This is a genomic window from Companilactobacillus bobalius, from assembly GCF_009764355.1.
Genome location: NZ_LNUA01000032.1, coordinates 262,766 through 285,326, shown reverse-complemented (window position 1 = coordinate 285,326; position 22,561 = coordinate 262,766). Strand labels below are relative to the sequence as shown.

Genomic DNA, 22,561 nt, shown 5'->3' with positions numbered 1-22,561 from the left:
CTATATGTCTAGATCTTTACCATTTGATTCAATTACTTTTTTATACCAGTAGAAGGAATCTTTTTTAGAACGTTTCAAGCTACCATGACCTTCGTCATCTTCGTCAACATAAATCATTCCGTAACGTTTCTTCATTTCACCAGTACTTGCTGACACAAGATCAATGTGACCCCATGGAGTGTAACCAAGTAATTGAACGCCATCTTCTTTAACAGCCTTTTCCATTTGTAAAATATGATCATGGAAGTATTGAATACGGTATGGATCATGAATACTACCATCATCCTCAACCTTATCGTAAGCTCCAAAACCATTTTCAACGATGAACAAAGGTTTATGCCAACGAGTTGTCATCCAATTCATAGCATATCTCAATCCAACTGGATCAATTTGCCAACCCCAATCTGATTTCTCAACGTATGGATTTGAAACCAAATCATCATGTTCGTCATAATCAAAGTGAGTTTCACCTTCATGTGCCTTCGTTGCAAAGGACATGTAGTAACTGAAGCCGACATAGTCTACTGTTCCAGCCTTAATTGTTGCTAAATCGCTAGCCGTGATATCTAAATTATAGCCTTTACGAGCCCAATACTTTTGAATCCATTCAGGATAGAATCCTAAAGATTGAACGTCACCAAAGTAATAACGATATTGCATAGCACGTTCAGCTTTCATAATATCAGCTGGTTTAGATGTCAATGGATAGATTGGACACATAGCAATCATGGAACCAACTCGTAGACTTGGATCAATTCTATGAGCAATTTGAACCGCATCAGCACTAGCAACAAATTCATAATGAGCAGCTTGGAACATCTCTTCTTCCCAGTTGTCATTCTTATCTAGTTGCAAGCCGGAGTTTTGAAGCAATGGATGTGGATCTCGCCAATCAGTTTGATTATTTATTTCATTGAATGTCATCCAATATTTAACTTTATCTTTGTAACGCTTGAAACAAACTTCAGCAAGATGGACCAATGAAACGTTTATAAGCATCAGCAAAGGCTCCTTCAACTTTTTAACAAGATGATATGGCATTTCAAAATGTGACAAAGTAATAACTGGTTGAATACCATATTTCAAGCATTCATCAAACATATCATCATAAAATTTCAAACCAGCTTCATTAGGTTCCGTTTCATCACCATTGGGAAAAATTCTTGTCCAAGCAATAGATGTTCTAAAACATTTCAAACCTAATTCAGCAAATAATTTAATATCTTCTGGATACTTGTGATAGAAATCATTACCCCAATGATTAGGATAAATTTCTCCATCCTCGACACCATCTGTGACTCTTCTTGCAACACCTTTAGCACCAGCTGTCATAACATCGGCAATACTTACACCTTTGCCACCCTCATTCCAGCCACCTTCTAATTGGTGTGCTGCAACAGCGCCTCCCCAAAGGAAACCTTTGGGCATTTGAATTCCCTCACTCATTTAAGATTATTCTCCTTCTTTAGCAAGTTTCTTATATAGATCAACAATTTCTCCGGCTAAGTCTCTAAATGTAATAGCATTCATAATATGATCTTGTGAATGTACCATTAGCAAAGTAACTTTAGCGTGATCACCATTAGCTTCTTTAGTTAGCATATCTGTTTGAGAATTGTGAGCGTCAACTAAGAACTTGTCAGCTTCCTTCAATTTTTGGTCAGCAACTGTAAAGTGACCTTTTTTAGCAGCATTGATAGCTTCAAAAGATGAACTCTTAGCATTTCCTCCATTAATAATTAGTCCCATAACTGTTTGTAATTGTTCATCATGTTGTTCTTCTGCCATTATTCTGTTCTCCTCATTAATCTAATTTTATATTTTTATTAAGCGCTTACTTTATCTTTAAAAAACGAAAAGGGTGCTAACATGCGCCCTTTTTGTGTGTTTTATAAATGAATGATTATTTGATTAAGCTTAAAGCTTCTCTTAGAACCTTTTCACCGTTCATCATTCCGTAATCTTGCATGTTGATAACTTCAACAGGAATTGTCAACTTCTCTTTGAATTGACCTTCTAGATATCTAACTTGAGGTCCAAGCATTAAAACATCAGGATGTTTTTCTTCTAGTTTTGCATCAGCATCAGCAGCGGCAGTAGCGAAGATTTCAGCATCAACGCCGTCACTTTCAGCAGCTTTTTGCATCTTTGATACTAGTAAACTTGTTGACATACCTGCAGCACAGCAAAGCATAATTGTTTTTTCAGCCATAATAAAATACCCCTTTGAATATAATATTTATTTGTTTTTTATTTAAAACGTTTACTTAAAACGCTTTCATAGAACAATTAGATTGTATAACTAGTTTCAACATTTATCAAGATGTTTTTATCAAAAAACATCTTGAATTTATAAAAATACTCTCAAATCATTTATAGAACGCCAAATAATCAATCTTTTAAAAAATAAAACAGTGACTACTTGAGAAATATTTTTCTCGAATAACCACTGCTATTAATTAAATTCTTTATTTAAAACTCGCCTAATCATGGTTGCTACACCGTCTTGATTATTAGTATCAGTAACATTCCATGCTACATCCTTCACTTTATCAATTGCATTAGCCATAGCTACACCATAACCTGCTTCTTTAATCATATCCAGATCATTCCCATAATCACCAAAACACATAAAACTAGTCATGGGAATTGTTTCATACTCTGAAATATGTTGCAAAGCCGACAATTTTGTTACATCTTGCCCATTAATTTCAAAATAATCACTACCCGATCGACTAATAGTTATTGGTAGAGCTGTAAATGATTCTAGTTTTTTTTGTAATTCATGCAGCCTTTTAGGTGGGCAGCTGAAACAGACCTTATAAATGTTTAAATCTTTCTGGTCATTCAACTTCATCAACTCATTTACAGAATGAGCCTTGAAATGATGCCGCCCCATCCCCTCAAAGTATGTATTCCAATGACGATTGGGATCATAGATATAAGTATCATTAAGCCCATCCAAAACAATCTTAAACTTACTAAATTCTGCACGTTTCAAAATTTCCGCAATCACGTCATGATCTAATGGTTGATCAACAATCCTTTTACCCTTGGCGTCAACTACGACTGCCCCGTTTAAAACTACACGATAACCTGGTATTTTTAAATCTTTTTCAAAAAATTTATTAACGGAATGTAAAGTTCTCCCCGAACAAATTGCAAACACAATTCCGGAATTGACCGCATCGCGAATAGCTTGCACGTTTTGGGCAGAAATTTTACTGTAACTATTCAACAGTGTTCCATCTAGGTCAGTTCCAATAAATTTAATCATTAATTAAGTAACCCCTTACATAAATCTCAATTACACTAATCATACGACACTAGTTACTAAAAAAGAAGTCTCTTTCTAACTAAACTAATCACACGCAACTAATACTTTCTTAAAATCAGCTAAGAAATTAGGATACGAAATATCGATTGATTCGATGTTTTTTATTTTAAAAGATGTTTCCGTAAGAATTGATGCCACACAAAGCATCATGGCTATCCGATGATCATTATGACTATCTACATCGTCCTTAACTTTAATTGATTGTTCACCGTTTATCACAATTGAATCATCGTTTACTTGCATAATTATTCCTAATTTAGCCAATTCAACACGCATATTTCTGATACGATCACTCAATTGTAAGTGGACATCGTGAACACCTTCTATTACTGTCTGACCTTCTGCCTGAGAAGCTAACAAAGCAATCAAAGGTATTTCATCAACAATAAATGGAACCTGTTTAGCGGTAACTGTCGTCCCATGTAATTTTTTAGACTTAATCACTAGATCACCATAAGGTTCAACACTATTAATCGAGTGGCTTTCCAATATAATGTTAGCACCCATTTGTTGAGCAACATTCAATAAACCAATCCTTGTAGAATTTAATCCCACTTTAGGCAGTCTGATTTCACTACCCTTTGACAACAAGGCTCCTGCAATATATGGTGCTGCTGAAGAAAAGTCCCCCGGTATCATTAAACTTTGACCAGTCAAATGAGTATGCTTAGGATTGATCGTAATAATATCTGGTTTAGCATCAACATCCGCACCGAAATAATTAGCCAAAACTTCTGTATGGTCCCTTGTAGGTAATTTTCGAATAATCGTAGTAGGTGTTTTAGCATAAATACCTGCCATTACCAATCCACTTTTTATTTGAGCACTGGAAATATCTTGTTGATAAGTAATTCCCTCTAACTCTTCACTACCATGCATTTTTATTGGCAAATAATCAGCCGATAGCTTTTGAAAATTAGCACCCATTTGTTGTAATAGCACTACTAATCTGTCAATTGAACGCTTCTTTAAAAAATCACCGCCATTGATTGTATATTCATTATTACTTGTTGTTAAAACACCTAGCAAAAGACTTTCCAAGGTTCCAACATTATCAATATCCAATGGATGATCTAACGGCTTGAACTGATGGCTGACACCTTTAATAATCATGTCATTATTACTCATCTCAGTATGAATCTTAGCTCCAAGCTCCTTGAAAATCTTTGTCGTCACGGCTAAATCATCTGAATAGGAAAAATTACTAATCTGTGTAACACCGTCTGCTAATGCACCAAAAGTAATCGCCCGATGCGCAATACTCTTATCACCCGGTACGATAACTTCGCCTTGAAATTTAAATTTTGCTGCTCGTGTATTATAATCAAACATTTTTATTACACCTCAATATGTCTAAAGGATCATTCTCATAATCCGTGCCTTCTTATGTTACGCTACCTAATTTCTTCATATAAAACAAATTTTTTGTCCTGAAAACAAAAAAAGACATTTATTAGAATCCACGGTATACACGCTTATCCAGTAAATGTCTATTTTATTAACAACGAGTTAAAGCAAAATCTTATTTAACACACAAACGATAAATTGCTTCTGCAAAAATTTCCATAGCTTTCTTCATGTCAGCCTTACTCCAATTTTCATTAGCCTGATGCATGAAATCCGGAGTTGTTGGTAACATTCCACCAAAGGCTACACAATTGTGCATTGTTCTGGCAAATGTAGCACCACCGGAAATAGCTGGTTGTGATTTAGTATCGCCAGTTAAATCTTGATAAGTTGACATCAAGGTCTTAACTAGTTCACTGTCAGTTGGAACATACAATGGTGCAACATAATCAAAGTTTTCATACTTCATATCAAATTTAGCAACTGCATCAGAAATCTTTTGAATTAATTCATCATGTTCAATTTTTACAGGAATTCTCAAATCAATTTGCATTCTTGATTCTTCAGGTGTGATCTTCAAACTAGAGATATTGAAAGTCAGCTTACCAGAAACATCATCAGAAATATCTCCTAAAAGATTGGTTCCATTTGCAGCTTCACCAAAGGCTTTTAAGAACTTCAATACGGCGATATCTGGGAAAACATCGGCCAAAGCAATTCCTAATCTAACTACAGCATTAGTTCCTTCGGGAGCATTCATGGCATGAACTGACTTACCGTGAACCTCAATTGAACCATCATGCTCTTCAGCTTCAAAGTTATGTTCTTGCAAGGCTTTTAAAACTTCAGCTTGTTTAGGACCACTATAAACAGCCTTTCCGGGAACAGCGTTAAAAGCATTTTCTAAGTCCAAGTTCAATTCATCTGATCCTGGTCCAACTAAATAAGATTGTTGTAAACCTTTTTCAGCATAAATTAATGGGAATTCAGCATCGGGAGCGATTCCTAAGTCAATAGGATCTTCTTTTTTATTATATTCAGCCAAACATCTCCAAAGAATCTCTTCATCGGTTCCAAAAATTACTCGGATTTTCTTATTAAATTTGTATCCCTTATCAAGGATTGCCTTGATAGCATAAATTGCAGCCATTGTAGGTCCCTTATCATCCTGAGTACCACGACCATACAATTTATCATCTTTTTGAGTTAATTTATAAGGTTCAACATCCCAAGCCTCTAAGTTTCCAGCTGGAACTTCATCCATATGACCAACAATACCAAAGGTCTCATCGCCCTCACCGATATCAGCATATCCATAATATCCTTCATGATCTTCGTAAGTCTTAAAGCCTAATTTTTCAACGATAGCCAACACTTCATCCAAAGCCTTTTTAGGACCTTTTCCAAATGGTGCCTTTGGTTGTGCTGGTTCATTATATGAAGGTACACTGACAATTTTAGCCAAGTCAGCAATTGCCTCTGATTGAATTTCGTCTGTAATAAATTTTTCCATTACTAATTTCCCCCTCAATTACTAAATTATTGCGCAAATAACTAGGAATACTGCTACGACAACAAATAGAATTGCCATCAGTTTCCACATGTACTTAAACCATTTAATAATATCAACGTGTCCAATGGCTAAGGCTCCCATAACTACTCCAGAAGTTGGTGTAATCAAATTGACCCATCCAGAAGCAGCTTGATAAGCAGTAATGACTAATGAGCCGTCAACACCAGAGAACTTACCTAATGGACCCATAATTCCCATTGTAGCAGCAGCTAAACCTGACGTTGAAGGAATCAAGAATGACATTGGTATGTAGAATATATAAGTTAAAACAATAAAGACACCAGCTGACAAACTTTGTAATCCAGTCTCACCAGCATGTAACACTGTAGCTGTGATATAACCATTGTTCATAACAACTTGAATACCACGGGCCACTGCTACGATAATGGCAACACTTAGAAAATCGTTCATTCCACCTAAAAAGGCATCGATGAATTCTGATTCTTTCATACGGAAAACAAACATTACTACAACTGACATCATAAAGAACAATGTCGTAATTTCTGTGAAGTACCAAGTTCCTAATGGAGCTAGATCTTTACCAATCAAAGCACCCAAGAAAGGAATATTAGTTAGCCACTTAGTAAAACTATCAAAGAAAGTCCAATGTTCATTCAAACTTGACCATGGAATCAAACTGACAATCATGATCAAGAATGTTAAACCAAATAACCAAAGAACTGCCTTTTGACGTGATGACAATTTATCATCAATACTACGTTCAGGCATTGAAAATTCCTCTAGATCTTTTTGACGACGATCAAAAACATATGACTGTGATGGATCTTTTTTAATCTTATCGGCATAACGCATTACATAAACAATACTAATAACCGTCACAATAACTAATAAAATCAGTCGTTGGATTAATCCATCACCTGGTGAAATACCTAAAGTCTGTGATGCAACTCCTGTGGCAAAAGGATTAACAGTTGAAGCTAAGCATCCAACCTGAGTTCCAATTAAAGCAATCGAAATAGCTGTGATCGAATCATAGCCAACCCCAATCATGACTGGAATTAAAATCGGATAAAAAGCAAATGCCTCTAGCCCCATTCCATAATTGGCTTTTACAATAGCAAATAATAACAGCAAAATTGGAATCAAGGCTTTTTCTTTACCACTGTATTTTTTTACGGTGGCGCTAATTCCATCATCTAGTGCTCTTGTCTTATTTACTACTCCTAAAAAGCCACCAATAACTAGGATGAACAACGATACTGAAATGGAACCCTCAGTTTCCGAAGTTCCGACCATACCATTAATTGGTGCTAAGAAAACATCCCAAATACCTTGCGGACTACTTGCACGAGCCTTATAAGTTCCTGCAACAATATTGCCAGCCTTAGTGGTAGCGTATTCTCCAGCAGGAATAATCCAAGTCAAAATTGCCACTAGAATTATTAGGAAAAACAATATTGTATACGCGGAAGGCATTTGCCATTTTTTGGCTTTTTTCCCCATAAACATTATCCTCCTCTATCTATGTGATATATATGTAGAATATACGATAAATTTATCTATTACAATGCTTTCTCAAAAAATAGTTTTAAATAAAATTCCTATCACTCCGCTTGTGATAGCGCTTGCAAACCGTTACAATATTCTTAGCTTCTAAGAAAGGATAACGCCAATGATTGAAAAAACTGAATTTGGAAAAAAAATTAATCGTCGTCCTTTAATAGTCAGTATATTACTTAGTCTGATTATCGGAGGATTGGGATTTTTTATTAGCTTCTCGGTTGCTCTTGGTTTATTTCTAGTTGTCCTTTTTTTATTAATCTTTATTTATTATCCTAATAATCTACCCAAAATGTTTGGGCATTGGCAGTTAGAAAAACACGGAGTATCCTACTACAAACTAATTTCTTATCATGATCGTTTAAAGATGATTTTTTTACCTGATCGTATTGATTACCAATTTATCAGTTTTTCCCAAGTTAAAAAATGTTACATCGTTGAAAGTGATAAAAAATATGATTTACAAAACATTCTCACTATTAATCCAGCTAAACAGTCTTTTTTCCCGTGGCTGAGAAGGCCATTTTATCTTGTTTTAGATCTCAACAAGGGGAAAATCCTGCTAGATTTATCCTGGAATCAACGACATGATCCAAAAAACACTCTTTACCGAGTTAGCAATGTTTTAGAAATCATCACTAAAAAAATCAATTAAAAAAGTCCAGTGTAGCAACCGTTTTTGGTTACCACACTGGACTTTTGTTATATAAAGACAAACCTATTTAACTTTAATTCGTCCAGACTTAGTTTGAACATTCAATTGATACTGTGGATTATCCCCCACGGTACCCTCCTTATATTCCAAACGATCATGATGCAAACTAGTCCTTGGTGCCCTGACTTCAGCTACCTTAGACTGCAATTTAAAGTTATAAGAATCTCTTTCAGGCATCGAAACCTTAACCGTTCCTTTAGTATCATTAACGACAATATTTCCAGAAACCATTTCAAAATCCAATTGAACATAACCCGTTGAACTTGATACACTGCCAGCTCCGCTTAGAGAAACAGCTTTGATCATGCCACTATAAGAGTTCAAATAGAATCGACGACTTCTGATATTGTCCATTTTTATATCGCCATTACGTGATTGAATAAAGAATCCCTTTTCAATTTTCAAATCATCCAATACTATTTTGCCTGAATTATCAGTAATAAATAACTGTTGACAAGTCATATCGTGCAACAAAATTGAACCATTGTGATTCGATATGATCACATCACCAATAAAGGTTTTAGGAATAAAGATTTGCAGCTCAAATTTTAATGTTGGAATTCGAGGATATTTTTCCTGATTGATGGACAAACTGTTACCAGTAACATCCACTTTAAACATATATTTTAAATTGCGACGTGACATTAATTCACGTACAACAAATTTTTCTCCATCAGTCGACATTACTTTCTCCCTAGCGTTGCTCCCTCCAATATTCAATATATCAACGTCAAACGTCGGAATAAAGTGTTGATTTACTATCTTTTCAATCATAATCAATACTTCCTAATCTAAGTATTATCCTCAAAAATTCTCTATGAGTATAAATTAATATTGATTAAATTGTAAGAAAGATGTCCCCAACTATCCAAAACGTCAAATTCATTATGAAACTTTGATAATACCCGATTTTGCATGAACCGTTAGCTGATATTGTTATAATTAATGTGTCATGATCTATGAGAAACGGGGGATATATTATTATGTTTTCTAAAATTAAAAAATATGCAAACTTACGCTTTGAGCTTCTAGATCAAACTTGTAAGAGTCATCCTCAGGCATCTTCAACTTGACCGTACCACTATTGTTCTCGACATTTACATCACCAGTAACCTTATCGAAATTCATATGAACAGTACCCGACTTTACCATGATATTACCGGCACCGCTGAAATCAGTTCCTTTGATCGAACCGCTTCTGGAGGAAATATCAAATTTAGGTGTTGCCACGGTATCCATATTAACTAAACCACTACGATCATTGATAGCCAATTGTTCTTTAGTCAAAACATGATCCAATGTTAATTTACCTGAATTTACATCAAGTAATAAAGTTTGGCTTTCAAAATTATTCAAGTAAACTGCCCCACTGTGACATTCAACAACTGCCCTTTCCAAAGCCTTCATACCCTGAACTTGTAAATTACCACTATCATTAATCACTTGAAGTGTTTTGACATAGGTTTTAGGAATCAAAATTTTCACTCTAATCTTTAATGACAAAAAATGTGGAATTTCACCTTGCTTAATACTCAATACGTTATCAACCAAATCTGTCTTTACTTGGTAATTAGGATTTGTACGTGACATGTATTCACTAATTTTAATTTTGTCACCATCGGTAGGCAAAATCTTTAAATCGGCACTCTTATAGTTAATTCTGATTTTGTCCAGATCCGTATAGTCAAATTCATACTCATCAGTTAAAGGCAAAGTTTCAACATGGACTTCGGTATTAAAATTATCATCATTGAAGTCGTCATCAACGTCAAAGTCCGCAAATTCTTTATCAAAATAACTATCGAATTTATCTTTACTTTTTTTAAAAGGTTTCGTATTACCTTTAAAATTAATGCCATTATCATTGATTACTAAATTACCAAACTTGATTCCATCATCGTTGATTTTAATAGTTTTACCATTATTGACTGTAATACCATCGTCATTGATGTTGAATAACTTACCATTATCAATGCTAATACCCGAATTATCAATATTAAAGGTATGTCCTGCAGCATGTTTATGATGTTCATTTTGATGATTATCATTCAACACTTGGTTAATCACTTCATCAATATCACCGAATTCTTTAAAAGCTTTTTCAACAGCGGTTGCTGGAGTCACATCAGCACTTAATTTATCTTCTGCAGACGACATCAAATCAGATGACAATTCCTCTTTCAAATCACTTAATTCAACAGTTTCAGGATAATCATTAAAAATCTTATTTAGTCTTTGGTTAACTAATGTCTTTATTTCTTCATTCATGATCATTTATCCTTCCTAAAATCAATTCATCGATTACTTTCTTAGCAAAATTCCAAGCTTCAATATTATCCGTTAGGGTTTGTTTCCCTTGAGTAGTTATCTGGTAATACTTACGACGTCCACCTTGAGTTTCATCACCCCAATAGCCAACAATGTCACCATTTTTTTCTAACCTTCTAAAAACAGTATAAAGAGTAGCTTCATTCAATTCATAATCATCGTGGCTCAATTCTTTAACTCGTTTGGCTATTTCGTAACCATAACTGTCGCCTTGATTAAGAATGTTTAAAACAATCGTAGCAGTGTGTCCACGAATAATATCTTTGGAAATTAGTGGTTTCATTATTTCGTCTCACCTTTTTTCTATGCCAATAATGTATCACCAATTACTATGTGTGTCAAAGTAATTTATTCAAAACAGTATTTTATTTACAAAAGGTCTAACTAAAATTACCCTTTTACCCTAATCTGCCTTACTATTAGGGTAGTAAGATTTATTGAAAGTTCATTTATGGAAAAATATTTTTTACTTTTCTACTGCATTGAATAAGTAAAAAATTATATAATGATTAAAATACATTTATAAGGGGAAATTTCATGATTATCGTTGCTTTATCAGCTGTTATTCTGCCATTAATCCTTTTAGGAATTATCAATATGCCCGCAACTAAGGGAATGTCGATCAGTGCTTTCATCGTTTTGTTGGAAGGTTACTTTCTTTGGAAAATGCCGACCAAAGCACTATTAGCTTCTATTTTTCAATCAATTCACAAAGCTCTACCGATTCTTTGGATTCTTTTCGGTGCTTTGATGATGCTCAATATTTTGCAGCACACCGGAGCAATTGATCGAATTAATGCCGGATTTCACACCTTATCGGCTGACATGAGAATTCAATTAATCTTAGTTGCTTTCTTATTTGGAGGACTGATTGAGGGTGTCTCTGGTTTTGGAACTCCAGCTATGGTTACTGCTCCATTGATGATTGCTTTGGGTTTTTCACCTATGGCAGCTGTCACATTAGCCTTGATTGCCGACTCCACACCGGCTTCTTTTGGTGCTGTCGGAACACCTTTAACAGTCGGTTTAAGTAACGCTTTGAATCAATTCCTGATAATGTTTAGAGCTTAAGTTATTGATTAAGAATTAGATTTCTTTGCTGGTACTTTTATGCCTTTGATGTTGATCTTCATTCTTGTCTTTATCTTCGGCAAAAATGACGGACATCAAAGAAAAGATTTCTTAAAATTAGTTCCTTGGTCCTTATTTATCGGACTAGTCTACAGCACCTTTGCTCTTTTAGTTTCATTTGTACTCAGTTACGAATTTGTATCCATCTTAGCCCCATTCGCAACTATTATCATCACTATTTTGACTATCAGATTAAAATTCTTATTGCCTAAAGATAGCTTCACCAATCCGTGGACCACTTCAACTAAAACAATTGCTTCCGAAAAGAAGATGTCTTTGTTAACCGCTTGGTCACCATACATCATTGTTATCCTAATGCTCTTAGCTACTCGAACAATTGCTCCATTAAAAGTCTACTATTTATCAACGATTTTTAAGTCGTGGTTTATCAATTTAGGATTCTCACAAGTCAATTCCTTTATTTTCTATTTATCTAAACGTATACCTCTTGAATTGATTGCTGTTATCTTTGGCTTGTTAATTCAAGTTAAATCTTTGAAGAATTTCTTCCCCATTGCTAAAAAAGTTGCTCTGTCAATGAAATCAACTGCCTTAGCTTTGGTTGTAACCTTGATCATGGTTCAAATCTTTACTAACTCTGAAATCAATTTAGCTAAACTGCCTAGCATGCCTATGTATATCGCCGAAGTTATTTCCAAATATCTTTCCGGTATCTGGATCATTATTGCTCCATTCCTCGGTCAACTAGGTTCATTTGTTACTGGTAGTACAACTGTTTCAACCTTGACCTTTGGACAAATTCAAGCTGATATTGCCTCCAATGCTAATGTCAGCAAAGAATTAGTTTTAGCAGCACAATTAATTGGTGCTGCAGCTGGAAATATGATCTGTGTTCACAATATTGTTTCTGTTAGTTCTGTCGTTGGACTCAGTGGTCAAGAAGGTAACATTTTACGTAAAACTGTTTTGCCAGCTTTGTTATATGGACTTCTAGTTGGTATCGTTGGTTTCGTCTTCACCTTATTTATGTAGACATCAAAAATTCCGAATTAAGAAAAATAATAGTTTTTCCTAAAGTCAGGTAAAATGCAGTTGTGCTTGAATTCCCGTCTTCCGTAAGAATTAAAAATGCATTGGAACGCTATGGGCGTGACTTGAAGCTAATAATTTTACCTTCGGCAAAATTATGGATCTCCAAGATCAGCCTTATTGTAGGCGGCAAAGCCGCCAACAATAATTTCATAGCTGAATGCATTTTTAATTCTTACTCCAGACTAGACAGTATTTCTTTCATTTTCCTGAGGTAAGTATATTTAATACGTAAACCTACAAATTAATTTAATCTAGTAGGACAAAAAAACAGCCTCTATTAAGGGATTCAAGTAAAGAATCTTGAATACTTAATGGAGACTGTTCTTTTTGATTTAAAATTTCTTTTGGGTTAAAAATCTTAAAACACTGATAATACTAAAACCAAGAAACTAGTCGATAGTAAAAACTGGAATAATCCTTTTACTTTTTCAGTGCTTTCTTATACCTTGATTAACCCATTCAATGCTATTCTTATCACAAATGATTTTACGGAAGTGATCTTATGGAAATAGGTTCTCTAGCTGAATGGGTTGAAAGTTTTGCCGAAATCTTGGCCGTCTCAATTGCACTCTTTTTGCCCTATTACCAAAAACGTAGGGCTAATAAGGAAAAAAATCAGCAGGCAAAACAGATTATCATCAAAACTTCGAATAAGCTTCTACATCAAACAAAAATTCAAGAATCGCTTCAATTTGAAGAACTGACAAAATTTGTTTCAATCTACTTAGTATTGGCTACAAACGACACCACTGTCACAATCATTCAATTAGGAGACGCTATTCTCAATGTTATTGGTACTTCTGATCAACTATCGGCTGAGCAGCAATCTCAAGTTGGTAAATTAATTGACGATTTGAATAAAATTAAGATCTAAAATTTATTCAGTAACAAATTTTTCAATCGTATTCCCTACACCATCATGGTTATTATCAGTTGTTACATAGTCGCTAACAGCTTTTCCTCATTCCTGTGCATTACCCTTTTGAAATCATATTTTACAGATCAAAAATTATCACAATTAATAATTTCAAGATCCAAATAATCAAGCTATTTCCAAATCAATCTCTAATTGTTTAGCTAAATGTTTCACCGCTTCGCCTTTATTGACATTATTAGGAAAAATTTCCAGATAACCAACTCCTGTTCTTACGACAAAGTAATCACTGAATCGTCGATTGATAAAGTCAGTGATCTCATCCAAACGTTGTTCGTTACCGTTGATGACTGCCTTGGTAATTTCAAAATCGGCTGGTAAATCCTCTGGTTCTTTGATATACAAACCACGACTATTCCCGTAGGCCATGGCAATCGTGTAATCATCGATAAATTCAAAACCACTTGTGTAAGTATTACCTTGAATATCCAAAACACAGTATGGTAAAACATGTTCCTTAACAAAACTGACAAATTCACGATAAAAATCATTACTAAGTGTTTTCTGATAAAAAATTTTACCACTCATATTTTCAATAATTGCCCCACCATTAGTGATCATATAATTATCATCACCATCAATCCCGAGACTGCGTGCATAATCATACATGGCCTTGTGCGGACGGCTTAAACAGAGAACGACTTTAGTTCCTTTTTTCATGGCTCTTTGAATCATGATTTTATTTTTCTCTGAAATCTCTTTTGCTGTCGTCAAAAGTGTATCGTCCATATCAATGGTAATTAATTTGTATCCCATAAAATCTCCCTCATCACACAAATAAAAGTAATTTTAACTGTTAAATATATTTAGAGCTACAAACTTTGGACGATAAAATTTTTTCCATCAAAAAAAGACTGTTTAGATAAGAATCCCTATCTGACAGTCTTTTTGTTTACTCTTCATGAAAAGATGCGCCTGAATTGGCATCTAATTCAACTTTTTTATCTTCATTAATATCGGTAACTTCAACATCTTGTGAACTATGACTTGGTACTTTGGCAACGGGAGTGTAATCCAAATTACGTACCACATCATTGATAGATAGATGACGATTGATTTTTTCCAAAAGAGTTGGTCCGTTATAGATGAAACCTGTGTAAACTTGTACTAAACTGGCACCTGCTTCTAGAGCTGTCTGCGCATCCTCAGGTGTAAATACACCGCCAGAAAACATAATTGGTAGCTCTGGAAAGGCTTGATGAATTGCTTTAGTCAAACTCAATGATTTAAGGAAAATTGGCTTACCACTCAAGCCACCACCTTCATTACGATTAGTTGACTTTAAGTTGTTATAAACTTTGCTTGGATTGGAGGCTGTATTAGTTAAAATAATACCATCCATTAATCCTTTTGTTTCATTGATCAATTCAATTAATTGCTCAGCAGTGATATCATTTCCAAATTTACAAAAAACTGGTTCCTTAATATGCAGATTATGGATTTTTTGCAATAATCTCTTGGCAACTGGTATCTCTTGTAAAGTTGTTACACCTTTTTGATTAGGGCAACTCTGATTCAAAGCTATATAGTCGGCAAATGAATGAATCTCTTTGATATCGTCCACCATTTCATCAACCATTTCTTCACTACTTAAACCATGTCCAGGAGCCACACTGATACCAATCGTGACATGTTTAGGAGTATTGGCCAAATGTTTTCTGGTTTCTTCAATTCCCAAATTATTCAAACCCATACGATTGATGATAGCTTGATCCTCTGTTAAGCGAAAAATTCGTTTCTTAAGATTACCTGGTTGATTTTCTCTAGTTACACTACCAATTTCAACAAAACCAGCACCTAGAGCACCTAAGCTATTATAAAATTCAGCTTTCTTATCAAAGCCCGCACCTATTCCAATTGGTGAATCGAAATTTACACCTTTAACGGTAACCGTTCCAATTCAGCGTTTTTTGATTTGAAACATTGTTTGTAAAGCTTTGGGATAGCGATTAAACATTTTTAATCCATTGGCTACTAAGTGATGATCAACTTCTGGATCTACTTTAAAAATTAATGGTCGAACTGTTTTATATAAATCCATTATTTACACCATCCTTCGGGATCTTTATACCATTGCTCTAAAAGTTCGGTATCACTTTCTTCAATATAATCCTGTTCCTTAGCCACTTGAATCAATGTAGGAAAATCAGTCAGAGTAAACAGCTTTGTTCTAGCTGCTACAAAATTAGTGGTACTTTCTGGTAAATCATAAGAGAAAATAGCAACTGTACCGATAACCTCGGCACCTGTTTCACGAACCGCATCGACTGCCTTTAAAATACTGCCACCGGTTGAAATCAAATCATCGATCAATACAACTTTGTCACCAGCTTAAATAATATTTTGATTTTGGCCTTTTTTACCGTGATCCTTTTTCTTTGGACGAACATAGCTATTTTATTAAGCTCAATGGTTTCTTTCCACAGAACCTTATTGATTCCCGCCTCCTGCAATATATCCGAAATGTTCTACCTCAGGATATTTTTCTTTAATTAGAAGAGCAAGATCTTCAGCAATGGTTTGACGAAATTTCGGATAAGCAATGAACTAGCATGCTTCATTATAGATTGGTGATTTAATCCCGCTGGCCCAAGTAAAAGGCTGCTTTGGACTTAATGTCACCGCCTTAATTCTTAATAATTGACTGGCAATATCGATTGCTATTTTTTTATCCATTACTTACTCCACTCCTTTTCAATATTCACATAAGCGTTGTACTCATCTTTAGCTTGAGTAATTGGTCGTCCTACTACAATAGCATCGCTGCCTAACTTCTTAGCTTGGCTAGGTGTCGCAACTCGTTTTTGATCGCCTCCCTGAGCTGATTTGGGACGAATTCCAGGTGTAACGCAGATAATTCCTTCACTAGTAGCTTCTTTAATCATTGGTACTTCTAAAGCGGATGAAATAACACCATCGGCTCCATTGTTGAAAGCTAACTTAGCCAATCTTGTAACATAATCTTGGGATGGCAATGAAACTTGTAACTCGTTCGTCAATTCAACTTGCCCTAATGAAGTCAACTGCGTAACAGCCAACAGCTTAGTATTAGAACCTGATAAACCTTCTTTTTCTTCAACTAAGACATCCTCACCTGCTCCATAATGAATCGTTCCCACCTGAACATCCCACTTGGCAATCATCTGACAAGTTCTTCTAACGGTGTTAGGAATATCGTGCAACTTCAAATCGAGAAAGATATTGTAGCCTCGTTCTCGCAAACGCTTGACGAAAGGATGGCCATACTGGCAAAACATTTCTAAGCCGATTTTTAAAAATAACGATTGATTCTTAGGAAATTGATTCAAAAAATTAATACATTCAAAATCATCTGCAAAATCTAATGCTACTATAACTGGTTTATCCATTTTTACCCCTCGTAGTTGTTTGTATAAACTGCTTTGCCATTCACATAAGTGGCCTGAACTTGACCAAATACCGATTGTCCGATAAAAGGACTGTTAGTCCCTTTAGATAAAAAGTCAGCTTCATTAATCTTATAGTCTTGATTCAAATCAATAATAGTAAAATCAGCTTTCTGATTTAATCCAATTGTTCCCACACCCTTTAATCCAAACAACTGAGCTGGTTTTACCGCCATTAGTTCAACTAATTTTTCCAGACTGATCAATCCCGTTCTAACTAAACGTGTATACATTAGTGGGAAAGATGTTTCAATTCCGGTAACGTTATAAAGTATCTTTTAAGTTGCTACGCTTTTCTCTTCTTTAGCATGTGGTGCATGGTCAGTCGCAATCATATCGATCGTACCGTCTTCTAGTCCGTCTAATAATGCCATTTGATCTTTTTTCGAACGTAGCGGTGGATTCATTTTGAAATTAGCATCATCCGTCATGATATCTCTATCGCTGAGCAATAAATGATGTGGCGTCACTTCACAAGTAACGTTGATACCTGCATCTTTAGCCATTCTAACTAAGTCAACGCCATCTTTAGTTGAAATATGACAAACATGGTAATGTACACCTGTTTCCTTAGCCAAGACTAGATCACGGGCTAACTGTGAAGTTTCTGCTACCTGCTTGATTCCGGGCAAGCCTAATCTTTGTGAAGCAGTTCCAAAGTTGATCACACCATGATTGAAAAGATCTTTATCCTCGACATGTGCTGCTAAGTGACTGCCAACAGCTTCAATTCTTTCCATTGCGGAGTACATGGTTTGTGCATTCATAATTCCATGACCATCATTAGAGAAAGCAAAAGCTCCTAATTGATCTAAAGCTTCAATATCAACTAATTCGTCACTAGTTTCATCTTTTGTTACTGGGGCATATTGCAAAGTATTGATCAAAGAATTATTTTGATTTAATTCCAACTGTTTTTGAAATTTCTCTGTGTCATCGGGCACTGGAATAACATTTGGCATGGCCCCAACTGTAGTAATACATTATAAGCATTAGACATAGCCTAATTCAAGTCTTACTCTAATACACGTAAGCAAATTGATTAACTCAAGGACAAGGACAAAGATTGTTACGGGAGAAACCAATCGTTGTTTAGCATCGATTACTTGAACATTATCAGTCGATATCTCTTCAGCAATCTGCGTAAATTTACTGTTTTCTACTAAAAGATCTGCTGGATTCAACTGTCCTTGATAGTACAACTGTGCATTCTTTATCAATGTTTTCATTATTTAGCACCTTTCAAAACTGATTCAATCATTGCCATTCTGACAAATGTACCATTGATCATCTGTTTAAAAATATACGATTTATCACATTCCACAACGTCATCCGCAATTTCAACTCCGCGATTAACTGGAGCTGGGTGCATCAACATGGCATCGGGTTTCATTAGATTAACTCGGCGCATATCTAAACCATATTTCTCAAAGTAATCGGCTTTAGAAAAATCTTGGTTCTCTTCGGCTGATAATCTTTCATGTTGAACTCGTAAAAGCATGACTACATCCATTTCTTTACAAAGATCATCCACAGTTTTGTGAGGTCCCATAGCCTGAAATTCTGATGTATACCAAGAATTAAGTCCACCAAAGTAAACTTCTGAACCTAATTGAGTTCTATACTCAGCATCAGAGTGTGCTACTCGTGAATGGCTAAGATCACCGATGATACCTACTTTCAAGCCATCCAAACGGCCAAAGTGTTCATAAATTGTCATCAAATCAAGTAAGGATTGGGAAGGATGTTGACCAGCACCATCACCAGCATTGATGATTGGAATACCAAAATTACGATTTAAAAGTTCGTTATAATATTCATCTTGACTATGACGGATAACAGCTAAATCAGCTCCAACGCTTTCTAATGTTCGACAAGTATCATAGAAAGTCCTTCCTTTCTTAGTTGAGGATTTCTCAGCATCAAACCCACTTCGGCATACTCTCTCTTTAATTCCCGCGACTTGAAAGCTTGATTTAGTTCTCGTACTATTTTCAAAAAACATATTGACGGCAAATTTACCTTGACCAATCGTAGATTGTCGACCATTTTTAAATTCCAAGGCTGCATTGAGATAATCTTGAACCTCTTGGTTGGATAATTGTGACATAGAAAGTATATTTTTCATTGTTTTCCTCCAAATTAAAAGGGGTAGCTGTCAGTCCAGCTACCCCCAAAAAGTTTAGTATTATCCCTTAAACCTTTTAGACCTCACTGGATCTGATTAAAAGTTCCCTAGTTTTTTAAGTAAACAAAAAACTCCCTATCCCACAAGGAAAGGAAGTTTACACTTTTTCTGTCAAATGTAGTCAATACCTTCCAAGCCTCACAGGACTCGATTAAAAGTTTTCGTTGCAAATAATATAAACGATTTTACATTTTCAGTCAATGGTTTTATTTAATTTTTGCTAAGAAGTACTTCTTCTTACCACGACGAATAACAATGTATTTGCCGTCAAATGATTCTTTAGGATCAATTTCAAGAGTTGTATCCGTCAACTTCTCACCGTTGATTCTGATAGCACCATTTTGAATATCCTCACGTGCTTGACGCTTCGATTTATCAACGTTAGCAGCAATTAATAGGTCAACTAAGTTAATTGGATCTGCAGCAATTTCTTCACTAGGAACACCATGGAAGGCTTCAGCAACTTCTTCAGTTGTTAGTGCTTGAATTTCACCTGAGAACAAAACATCAGTAATCTTTTCAGCTGTCTTCAAAGCTTCTTCGCCGTGAACAAATTTAGTTACTTCTTGAGCTAATGTCTTTTGAGCTAAACGTTTTTCTGGAGCTGTCTTAATAGATTCAGCCAATTCATCAATCTCTTCTTTAGACAAGAAAGTAAACTTCTTCAAGAGATTAACAACATCTTTATCGTCTTGGTTGAACCAGAATTGATAGAATTCGTATGGTGAAGTCTTTTCAGGATCAAGCCAAACAGCACCACCGGCAGTTTTACCAAATTTAGTTCCATCAGCCTTCAATAACAAAGGAATTGTCAAAGCGTAAACTTTAGCATCTTGTCCTTCAGCCTTATGGATCAAATCAAGTCCAGCAGTCAAATTACCCCATTGATCACCACCACCAACTTGCAATTGAACATCATGTTTACGGTATAGTGTCAAGAAATCAAGTGATTGCAAAATTTGGTATGTGAATTCAGTAAAGGAAATACCTACTTCTAGACGACTAGATATAATTTCCTTATTAAGCATTGTATTAACGTTAAATAATTTACCGTAATCACGTAGAAAATCAAGAATACCAATTGGTTCTGTCCAGTCATAATTGTTAACCATTGTAAAATCACTGAAGATATTGTTGACTTGATTGCTCAAGGCTTCAACATTGTGATTAACTTGGTCCATTGTTTGCATAGGACGTTCAGCTTTTTTACCACTTGGATCACCAATAGAACCAGTAGCACCACCAATAACAACGTATGGATGATGTCCAGCTCTAGCAAATCTTTCCAAAGTCATAAATGGCAACAAATGACCAATGTGCATTGAATCTCCAGTTGGATCCATTCCACAGTACAATGAAATATCCTTTTCATCGATTAAGTTACGTAGACCTTCTTCATCAGATTGTTGATTGATCAAGCCACGCCATGATAATTCATCAATAATATTCATAGATCTTCCTCCAATAATTTATCCCCGTTATAGAAAAAAAGCGCCCCTGCAGTTATGCAGGGACGCTTATGCGCGGTACCACCCAAATTCAAGTATTACTACTTGCTCTTTACTCCTATAACGTAGGACACGAATTTTAGTTTCGTATTTGATAATCTACCCTGCTTGACTCTCACCAAATGTCAATTCTCTGAACACCGAAGTAAATTACTACTTAGTTTAAAACCAAAACTATTTATAAATATGATGATACACAGGAGTGATATTTTTTTCAAGCTCTTTTTTAGAAAAGCAAATGTTATTGTATAATGTAAGTGCTTTTATGGAGGGGAAAACATGAAAAAAAAGCTTTATTTAATGCGTCATGGACAGACACTTTTTAACGTTCTATGTAAAATTCAAGGCTGGTGTGATTCACCACTGACCGACAAGGGTATTGAACAAGCTAAGACGGCTGGAAAATACTTTAAAGATAATCAAATCGAATTTGACGCTGCTTTTTGCTCGACTGCTGAAAGATCTAGTGACACATTGGAATTGGTTACAGATATGCCTTATACCCGTTTAAAAGGGTTACGAGAGATGTCTTTTGGTAAATTTGAGGGTGAACATGAATATTTGAATCCTAAAATCACTGATGCTCAAAAACAATATGGTGACTTTTTCGTTCAATATGGTGGTGAAAGTGCTCAACAAAATAAGGATCGTGTCAAAAAGACTCTACTTGATATTATGAATCAGGACAATAAATCGGTTTTAGTTGTTAGCCATGCTGGTTCCATTATGAATTTTACTAGCCAATGGACTGATATTGGTAAAATAAAGGATAGTGGCTTTGGTAATTGCAGTATTCTAGAATTTGAATTCGAAGATAATAAATTTACTTTTAACAAGATTATTAATTTTAATTAGAATAATTATTATAAAAAATAGAGATGGTAATCAAATCACGATTACTATCTCTATTTTTGTTACATATGTTTTTCAATCCAGTCCCAGACTTCTTCTTTACCATACTTAGTATCAGAACTAAATAATTGTAGATCGTCGGTTTGATTGATTTGCATTGCCTTCTTGACTTGGCTAATAGTCTTATTCCACTGATTGCCCTTAACCTTATCCATCTTCGTAGCTACAATTAGCGTAGGAATATGATAATAACTGACAAATTGATACATTGAAATATCATCTTCACTAGGTTGATGACGACCATCAACTAAAATAACTACACCTTTCAAAACATCACGAGTAGTCAAATATTCTTCGATCATGACACCGAATTCTTCACGTTGCTTCTTGGAAACCTTAGCAAAGCCATATCCGGGAACATCAACAAGATATAATTGATCTTCGATATTATAGAAGTTAAGTGTTTGCGTCTTACCTGGCGTACTAGACGTTCTCGCAAAGCTTTTACGATTGATAAGAGTATTTATCAAAGAAGATTTTCCGACGTTAGAACGGCCTAATAAGGCTATTTCTGGATATCCTTCACTTGGATACTGTTTTGAGCTTACGGCGCTCAAATTCATTGATACATTATTTACCTGCATAAAAA

General features: G+C 35.1%; 22 protein-coding genes and 3 pseudogenes. 4 read left to right on the top strand and 21 right to left on the bottom strand.

Going from position 1 to position 22,561, the window contains the following annotated elements; genetic code table 11:
- The 7 genes from ATN92_RS08485 to ATN92_RS08455 form a co-directional block, all read right to left on the bottom strand.
- The gene (locus tag ATN92_RS08485; RefSeq protein WP_158106674.1) at window positions 1-1,446 is read right to left on the bottom strand and encodes a 6-phospho-beta-glucosidase; all 1,446 of its coding nucleotides are present in this window, start codon (window positions 1,444-1,446) and stop codon (window positions 1-3) included.
- 6 nt (window positions 1,447-1,452) lie between these two features.
- Entirely contained in the window at window positions 1,453-1,788 is a 336-nt protein-coding gene (locus ATN92_RS08480; protein ID WP_002819703.1) for a PTS lactose/cellobiose transporter subunit IIA, read from the bottom strand.
- Between the two features lie 115 nt (window positions 1,789-1,903).
- Window positions 1,904-2,212, bottom strand: a complete 309-nt coding sequence (locus ATN92_RS08475; RefSeq protein ID WP_025085508.1) for a PTS sugar transporter subunit IIB — start codon at window positions 2,210-2,212, stop codon at window positions 1,904-1,906.
- Between the two features lie 243 nt (window positions 2,213-2,455).
- Window positions 2,456-3,277, bottom strand: coding sequence for a Cof-type HAD-IIB family hydrolase (locus ATN92_RS08470; RefSeq protein WP_082604519.1), 822 nt, complete (start codon window positions 3,275-3,277; stop codon window positions 2,456-2,458).
- A gap of 84 nt (window positions 3,278-3,361) precedes the next feature.
- Window positions 3,362-4,669, bottom strand: coding sequence for a 3-phosphoshikimate 1-carboxyvinyltransferase (aroA, locus tag ATN92_RS08465; protein WP_056952143.1), 1,308 nt, complete (start codon window positions 4,667-4,669; stop codon window positions 3,362-3,364).
- Window positions 4,670-4,859: 190 nt separating this feature from the next.
- Complete coding sequence (locus ATN92_RS08460) at window positions 4,860-6,197, bottom strand: M20 family metallopeptidase (RefSeq protein WP_056952141.1); 1,338 nt, start codon at window positions 6,195-6,197, stop codon at window positions 4,860-4,862.
- Between the two features lie 21 nt (window positions 6,198-6,218).
- On the bottom strand, window positions 6,219-7,721 hold the full coding sequence (locus tag ATN92_RS08455) for a YfcC family protein (protein ID WP_158106673.1): 1,503 nt from the start codon (window positions 7,719-7,721) through the stop codon (window positions 6,219-6,221).
- A 169-nt stretch (window positions 7,722-7,890) separates the two neighbouring features.
- On the opposite strand from ATN92_RS08455, the gene ATN92_RS08450 reads away from it, so the two are divergent.
- Window positions 7,891-8,433 (top strand): hypothetical protein, encoded by a 543-nt coding sequence (locus tag ATN92_RS08450; RefSeq protein WP_056952137.1) that lies wholly within the window; start codon window positions 7,891-7,893, stop codon window positions 8,431-8,433.
- Between the two features lie 63 nt (window positions 8,434-8,496).
- Here ATN92_RS08450 and ATN92_RS08445 read toward each other — a convergent pair whose 3' ends face one another.
- From ATN92_RS08445 to ATN92_RS08435, 3 genes are all read right to left on the bottom strand, one after another.
- Window positions 8,497-9,267, bottom strand: coding sequence for a DUF4097 family beta strand repeat-containing protein (locus ATN92_RS08445; protein WP_158106672.1), 771 nt, complete (start codon window positions 9,265-9,267; stop codon window positions 8,497-8,499).
- A 222-nt stretch (window positions 9,268-9,489) separates the two neighbouring features.
- Window positions 9,490-10,761 (bottom strand): DUF4097 family beta strand repeat-containing protein, encoded by a 1,272-nt coding sequence (locus ATN92_RS08440; protein WP_158106671.1) that lies wholly within the window; start codon window positions 10,759-10,761, stop codon window positions 9,490-9,492.
- Window positions 10,754-11,104 carry a PadR family transcriptional regulator gene (locus ATN92_RS08435; RefSeq protein WP_056952131.1) on the bottom strand — a complete coding sequence of 117 codons (351 nt, stop codon included), beginning with the start codon at window positions 11,102-11,104 and terminating at the stop codon, window positions 10,754-10,756. Before ATN92_RS08435 ends, ATN92_RS08440 begins: the two co-directional genes overlap by 8 nt.
- 254 nt (window positions 11,105-11,358) lie before the next feature.
- Between ATN92_RS08435 and ATN92_RS08430 the strand changes: the two are divergent.
- Together ATN92_RS08430 and ATN92_RS08425 are read left to right on the top strand one after the other, a co-directional pair.
- Window positions 11,359-12,945: pseudogene (locus ATN92_RS08430) on the top strand (L-lactate permease).
- 562 nt (window positions 12,946-13,507) lie between these two features.
- Window positions 13,508-13,879 carry a hypothetical protein gene (locus ATN92_RS08425; RefSeq protein WP_158106670.1) on the top strand — a complete coding sequence of 124 codons (372 nt, stop codon included), beginning with the start codon at window positions 13,508-13,510 and terminating at the stop codon, window positions 13,877-13,879.
- A gap of 168 nt (window positions 13,880-14,047) precedes the next feature.
- On the opposite strand, the gene ATN92_RS08420 is transcribed toward ATN92_RS08425, so the two are convergent.
- From ATN92_RS08420 to tyrS, 10 genes and pseudogenes are all read right to left on the bottom strand, one after another.
- Window positions 14,048-14,695 (bottom strand): HAD-IIB family hydrolase, encoded by a 648-nt coding sequence (locus tag ATN92_RS08420; RefSeq protein ID WP_234032555.1) that lies wholly within the window; start codon window positions 14,693-14,695, stop codon window positions 14,048-14,050.
- 136 nt (window positions 14,696-14,831) lie between these two features.
- Window positions 14,832-15,791: a dihydroorotate dehydrogenase (quinone) gene (gene pyrD, locus ATN92_RS08415; RefSeq protein ID WP_234032589.1), complete on the bottom strand. Its 960-nt coding sequence runs from the start codon at window positions 15,789-15,791 to the stop codon at window positions 14,832-14,834.
- Between the two features lie 48 nt (window positions 15,792-15,839).
- On the bottom strand, window positions 15,840-15,980 hold the full coding sequence (locus ATN92_RS18795; RefSeq protein ID WP_234032554.1) for a hypothetical protein: 141 nt from the start codon (window positions 15,978-15,980) through the stop codon (window positions 15,840-15,842).
- Window positions 15,980-16,258 (bottom strand): annotated as a pseudogene (locus tag ATN92_RS18790) (orotate phosphoribosyltransferase); the annotation flags it as partial. The pseudogene ATN92_RS18790 and the gene ATN92_RS18795, both read right to left, overlap by 1 nt.
- A 228-nt stretch (window positions 16,259-16,486) precedes the next feature.
- A complete protein-coding gene (locus ATN92_RS19065; RefSeq protein WP_267901944.1) occupies window positions 16,487-16,615 on the bottom strand; it encodes a hypothetical protein in 129 nt (42 codons plus the stop codon).
- On the bottom strand, window positions 16,615-17,307 hold the full coding sequence (gene pyrF, locus ATN92_RS08405; protein ID WP_158106669.1) for an orotidine-5'-phosphate decarboxylase: 693 nt from the start codon (window positions 17,305-17,307) through the stop codon (window positions 16,615-16,617). Before pyrF ends, ATN92_RS19065 begins: the two co-directional genes overlap by 1 nt.
- A gap of 2 nt (window positions 17,308-17,309) precedes the next feature.
- Window positions 17,310-18,344: pseudogene (locus ATN92_RS08400) on the bottom strand (dihydroorotase).
- 12 nt (window positions 18,345-18,356) lie between these two features.
- The gene (locus tag ATN92_RS19310; protein WP_325063708.1) at window positions 18,357-18,593 is read right to left on the bottom strand and encodes a hypothetical protein; all 237 of its coding nucleotides are present in this window, start codon (window positions 18,591-18,593) and stop codon (window positions 18,357-18,359) included.
- The gene (locus tag ATN92_RS08395; protein ID WP_158106668.1) at window positions 18,593-19,492 is read right to left on the bottom strand and encodes an aspartate carbamoyltransferase catalytic subunit; all 900 of its coding nucleotides are present in this window, start codon (window positions 19,490-19,492) and stop codon (window positions 18,593-18,595) included. The genes ATN92_RS19310 and ATN92_RS08395 overlap by 1 nt, the downstream gene beginning before the upstream one ends.
- Before the next feature lie 266 nt (window positions 19,493-19,758).
- Entirely contained in the window at window positions 19,759-21,003 is a 1,245-nt protein-coding gene (gene tyrS / locus ATN92_RS08390; RefSeq protein WP_056952112.1) for a tyrosine--tRNA ligase, read from the bottom strand.
- A gap of 336 nt (window positions 21,004-21,339) precedes the next feature.
- Between tyrS and ATN92_RS08385 the strand changes: the two genes are divergently transcribed.
- A complete protein-coding gene (locus ATN92_RS08385; protein ID WP_056952110.1) occupies window positions 21,340-21,915 on the top strand; it encodes a histidine phosphatase family protein in 576 nt (191 codons plus the stop codon).
- Window positions 21,916-21,974: 59 nt separating this feature from the next.
- Here ATN92_RS08385 and yihA read toward each other — a convergent pair whose 3' ends face one another.
- A complete protein-coding gene (gene yihA / locus ATN92_RS08380; protein WP_056952108.1) occupies window positions 21,975-22,556 on the bottom strand; it encodes a ribosome biogenesis GTP-binding protein YihA/YsxC in 582 nt (193 codons plus the stop codon).
- Window positions 22,557-22,561: the final 5 nt, after the last annotated feature.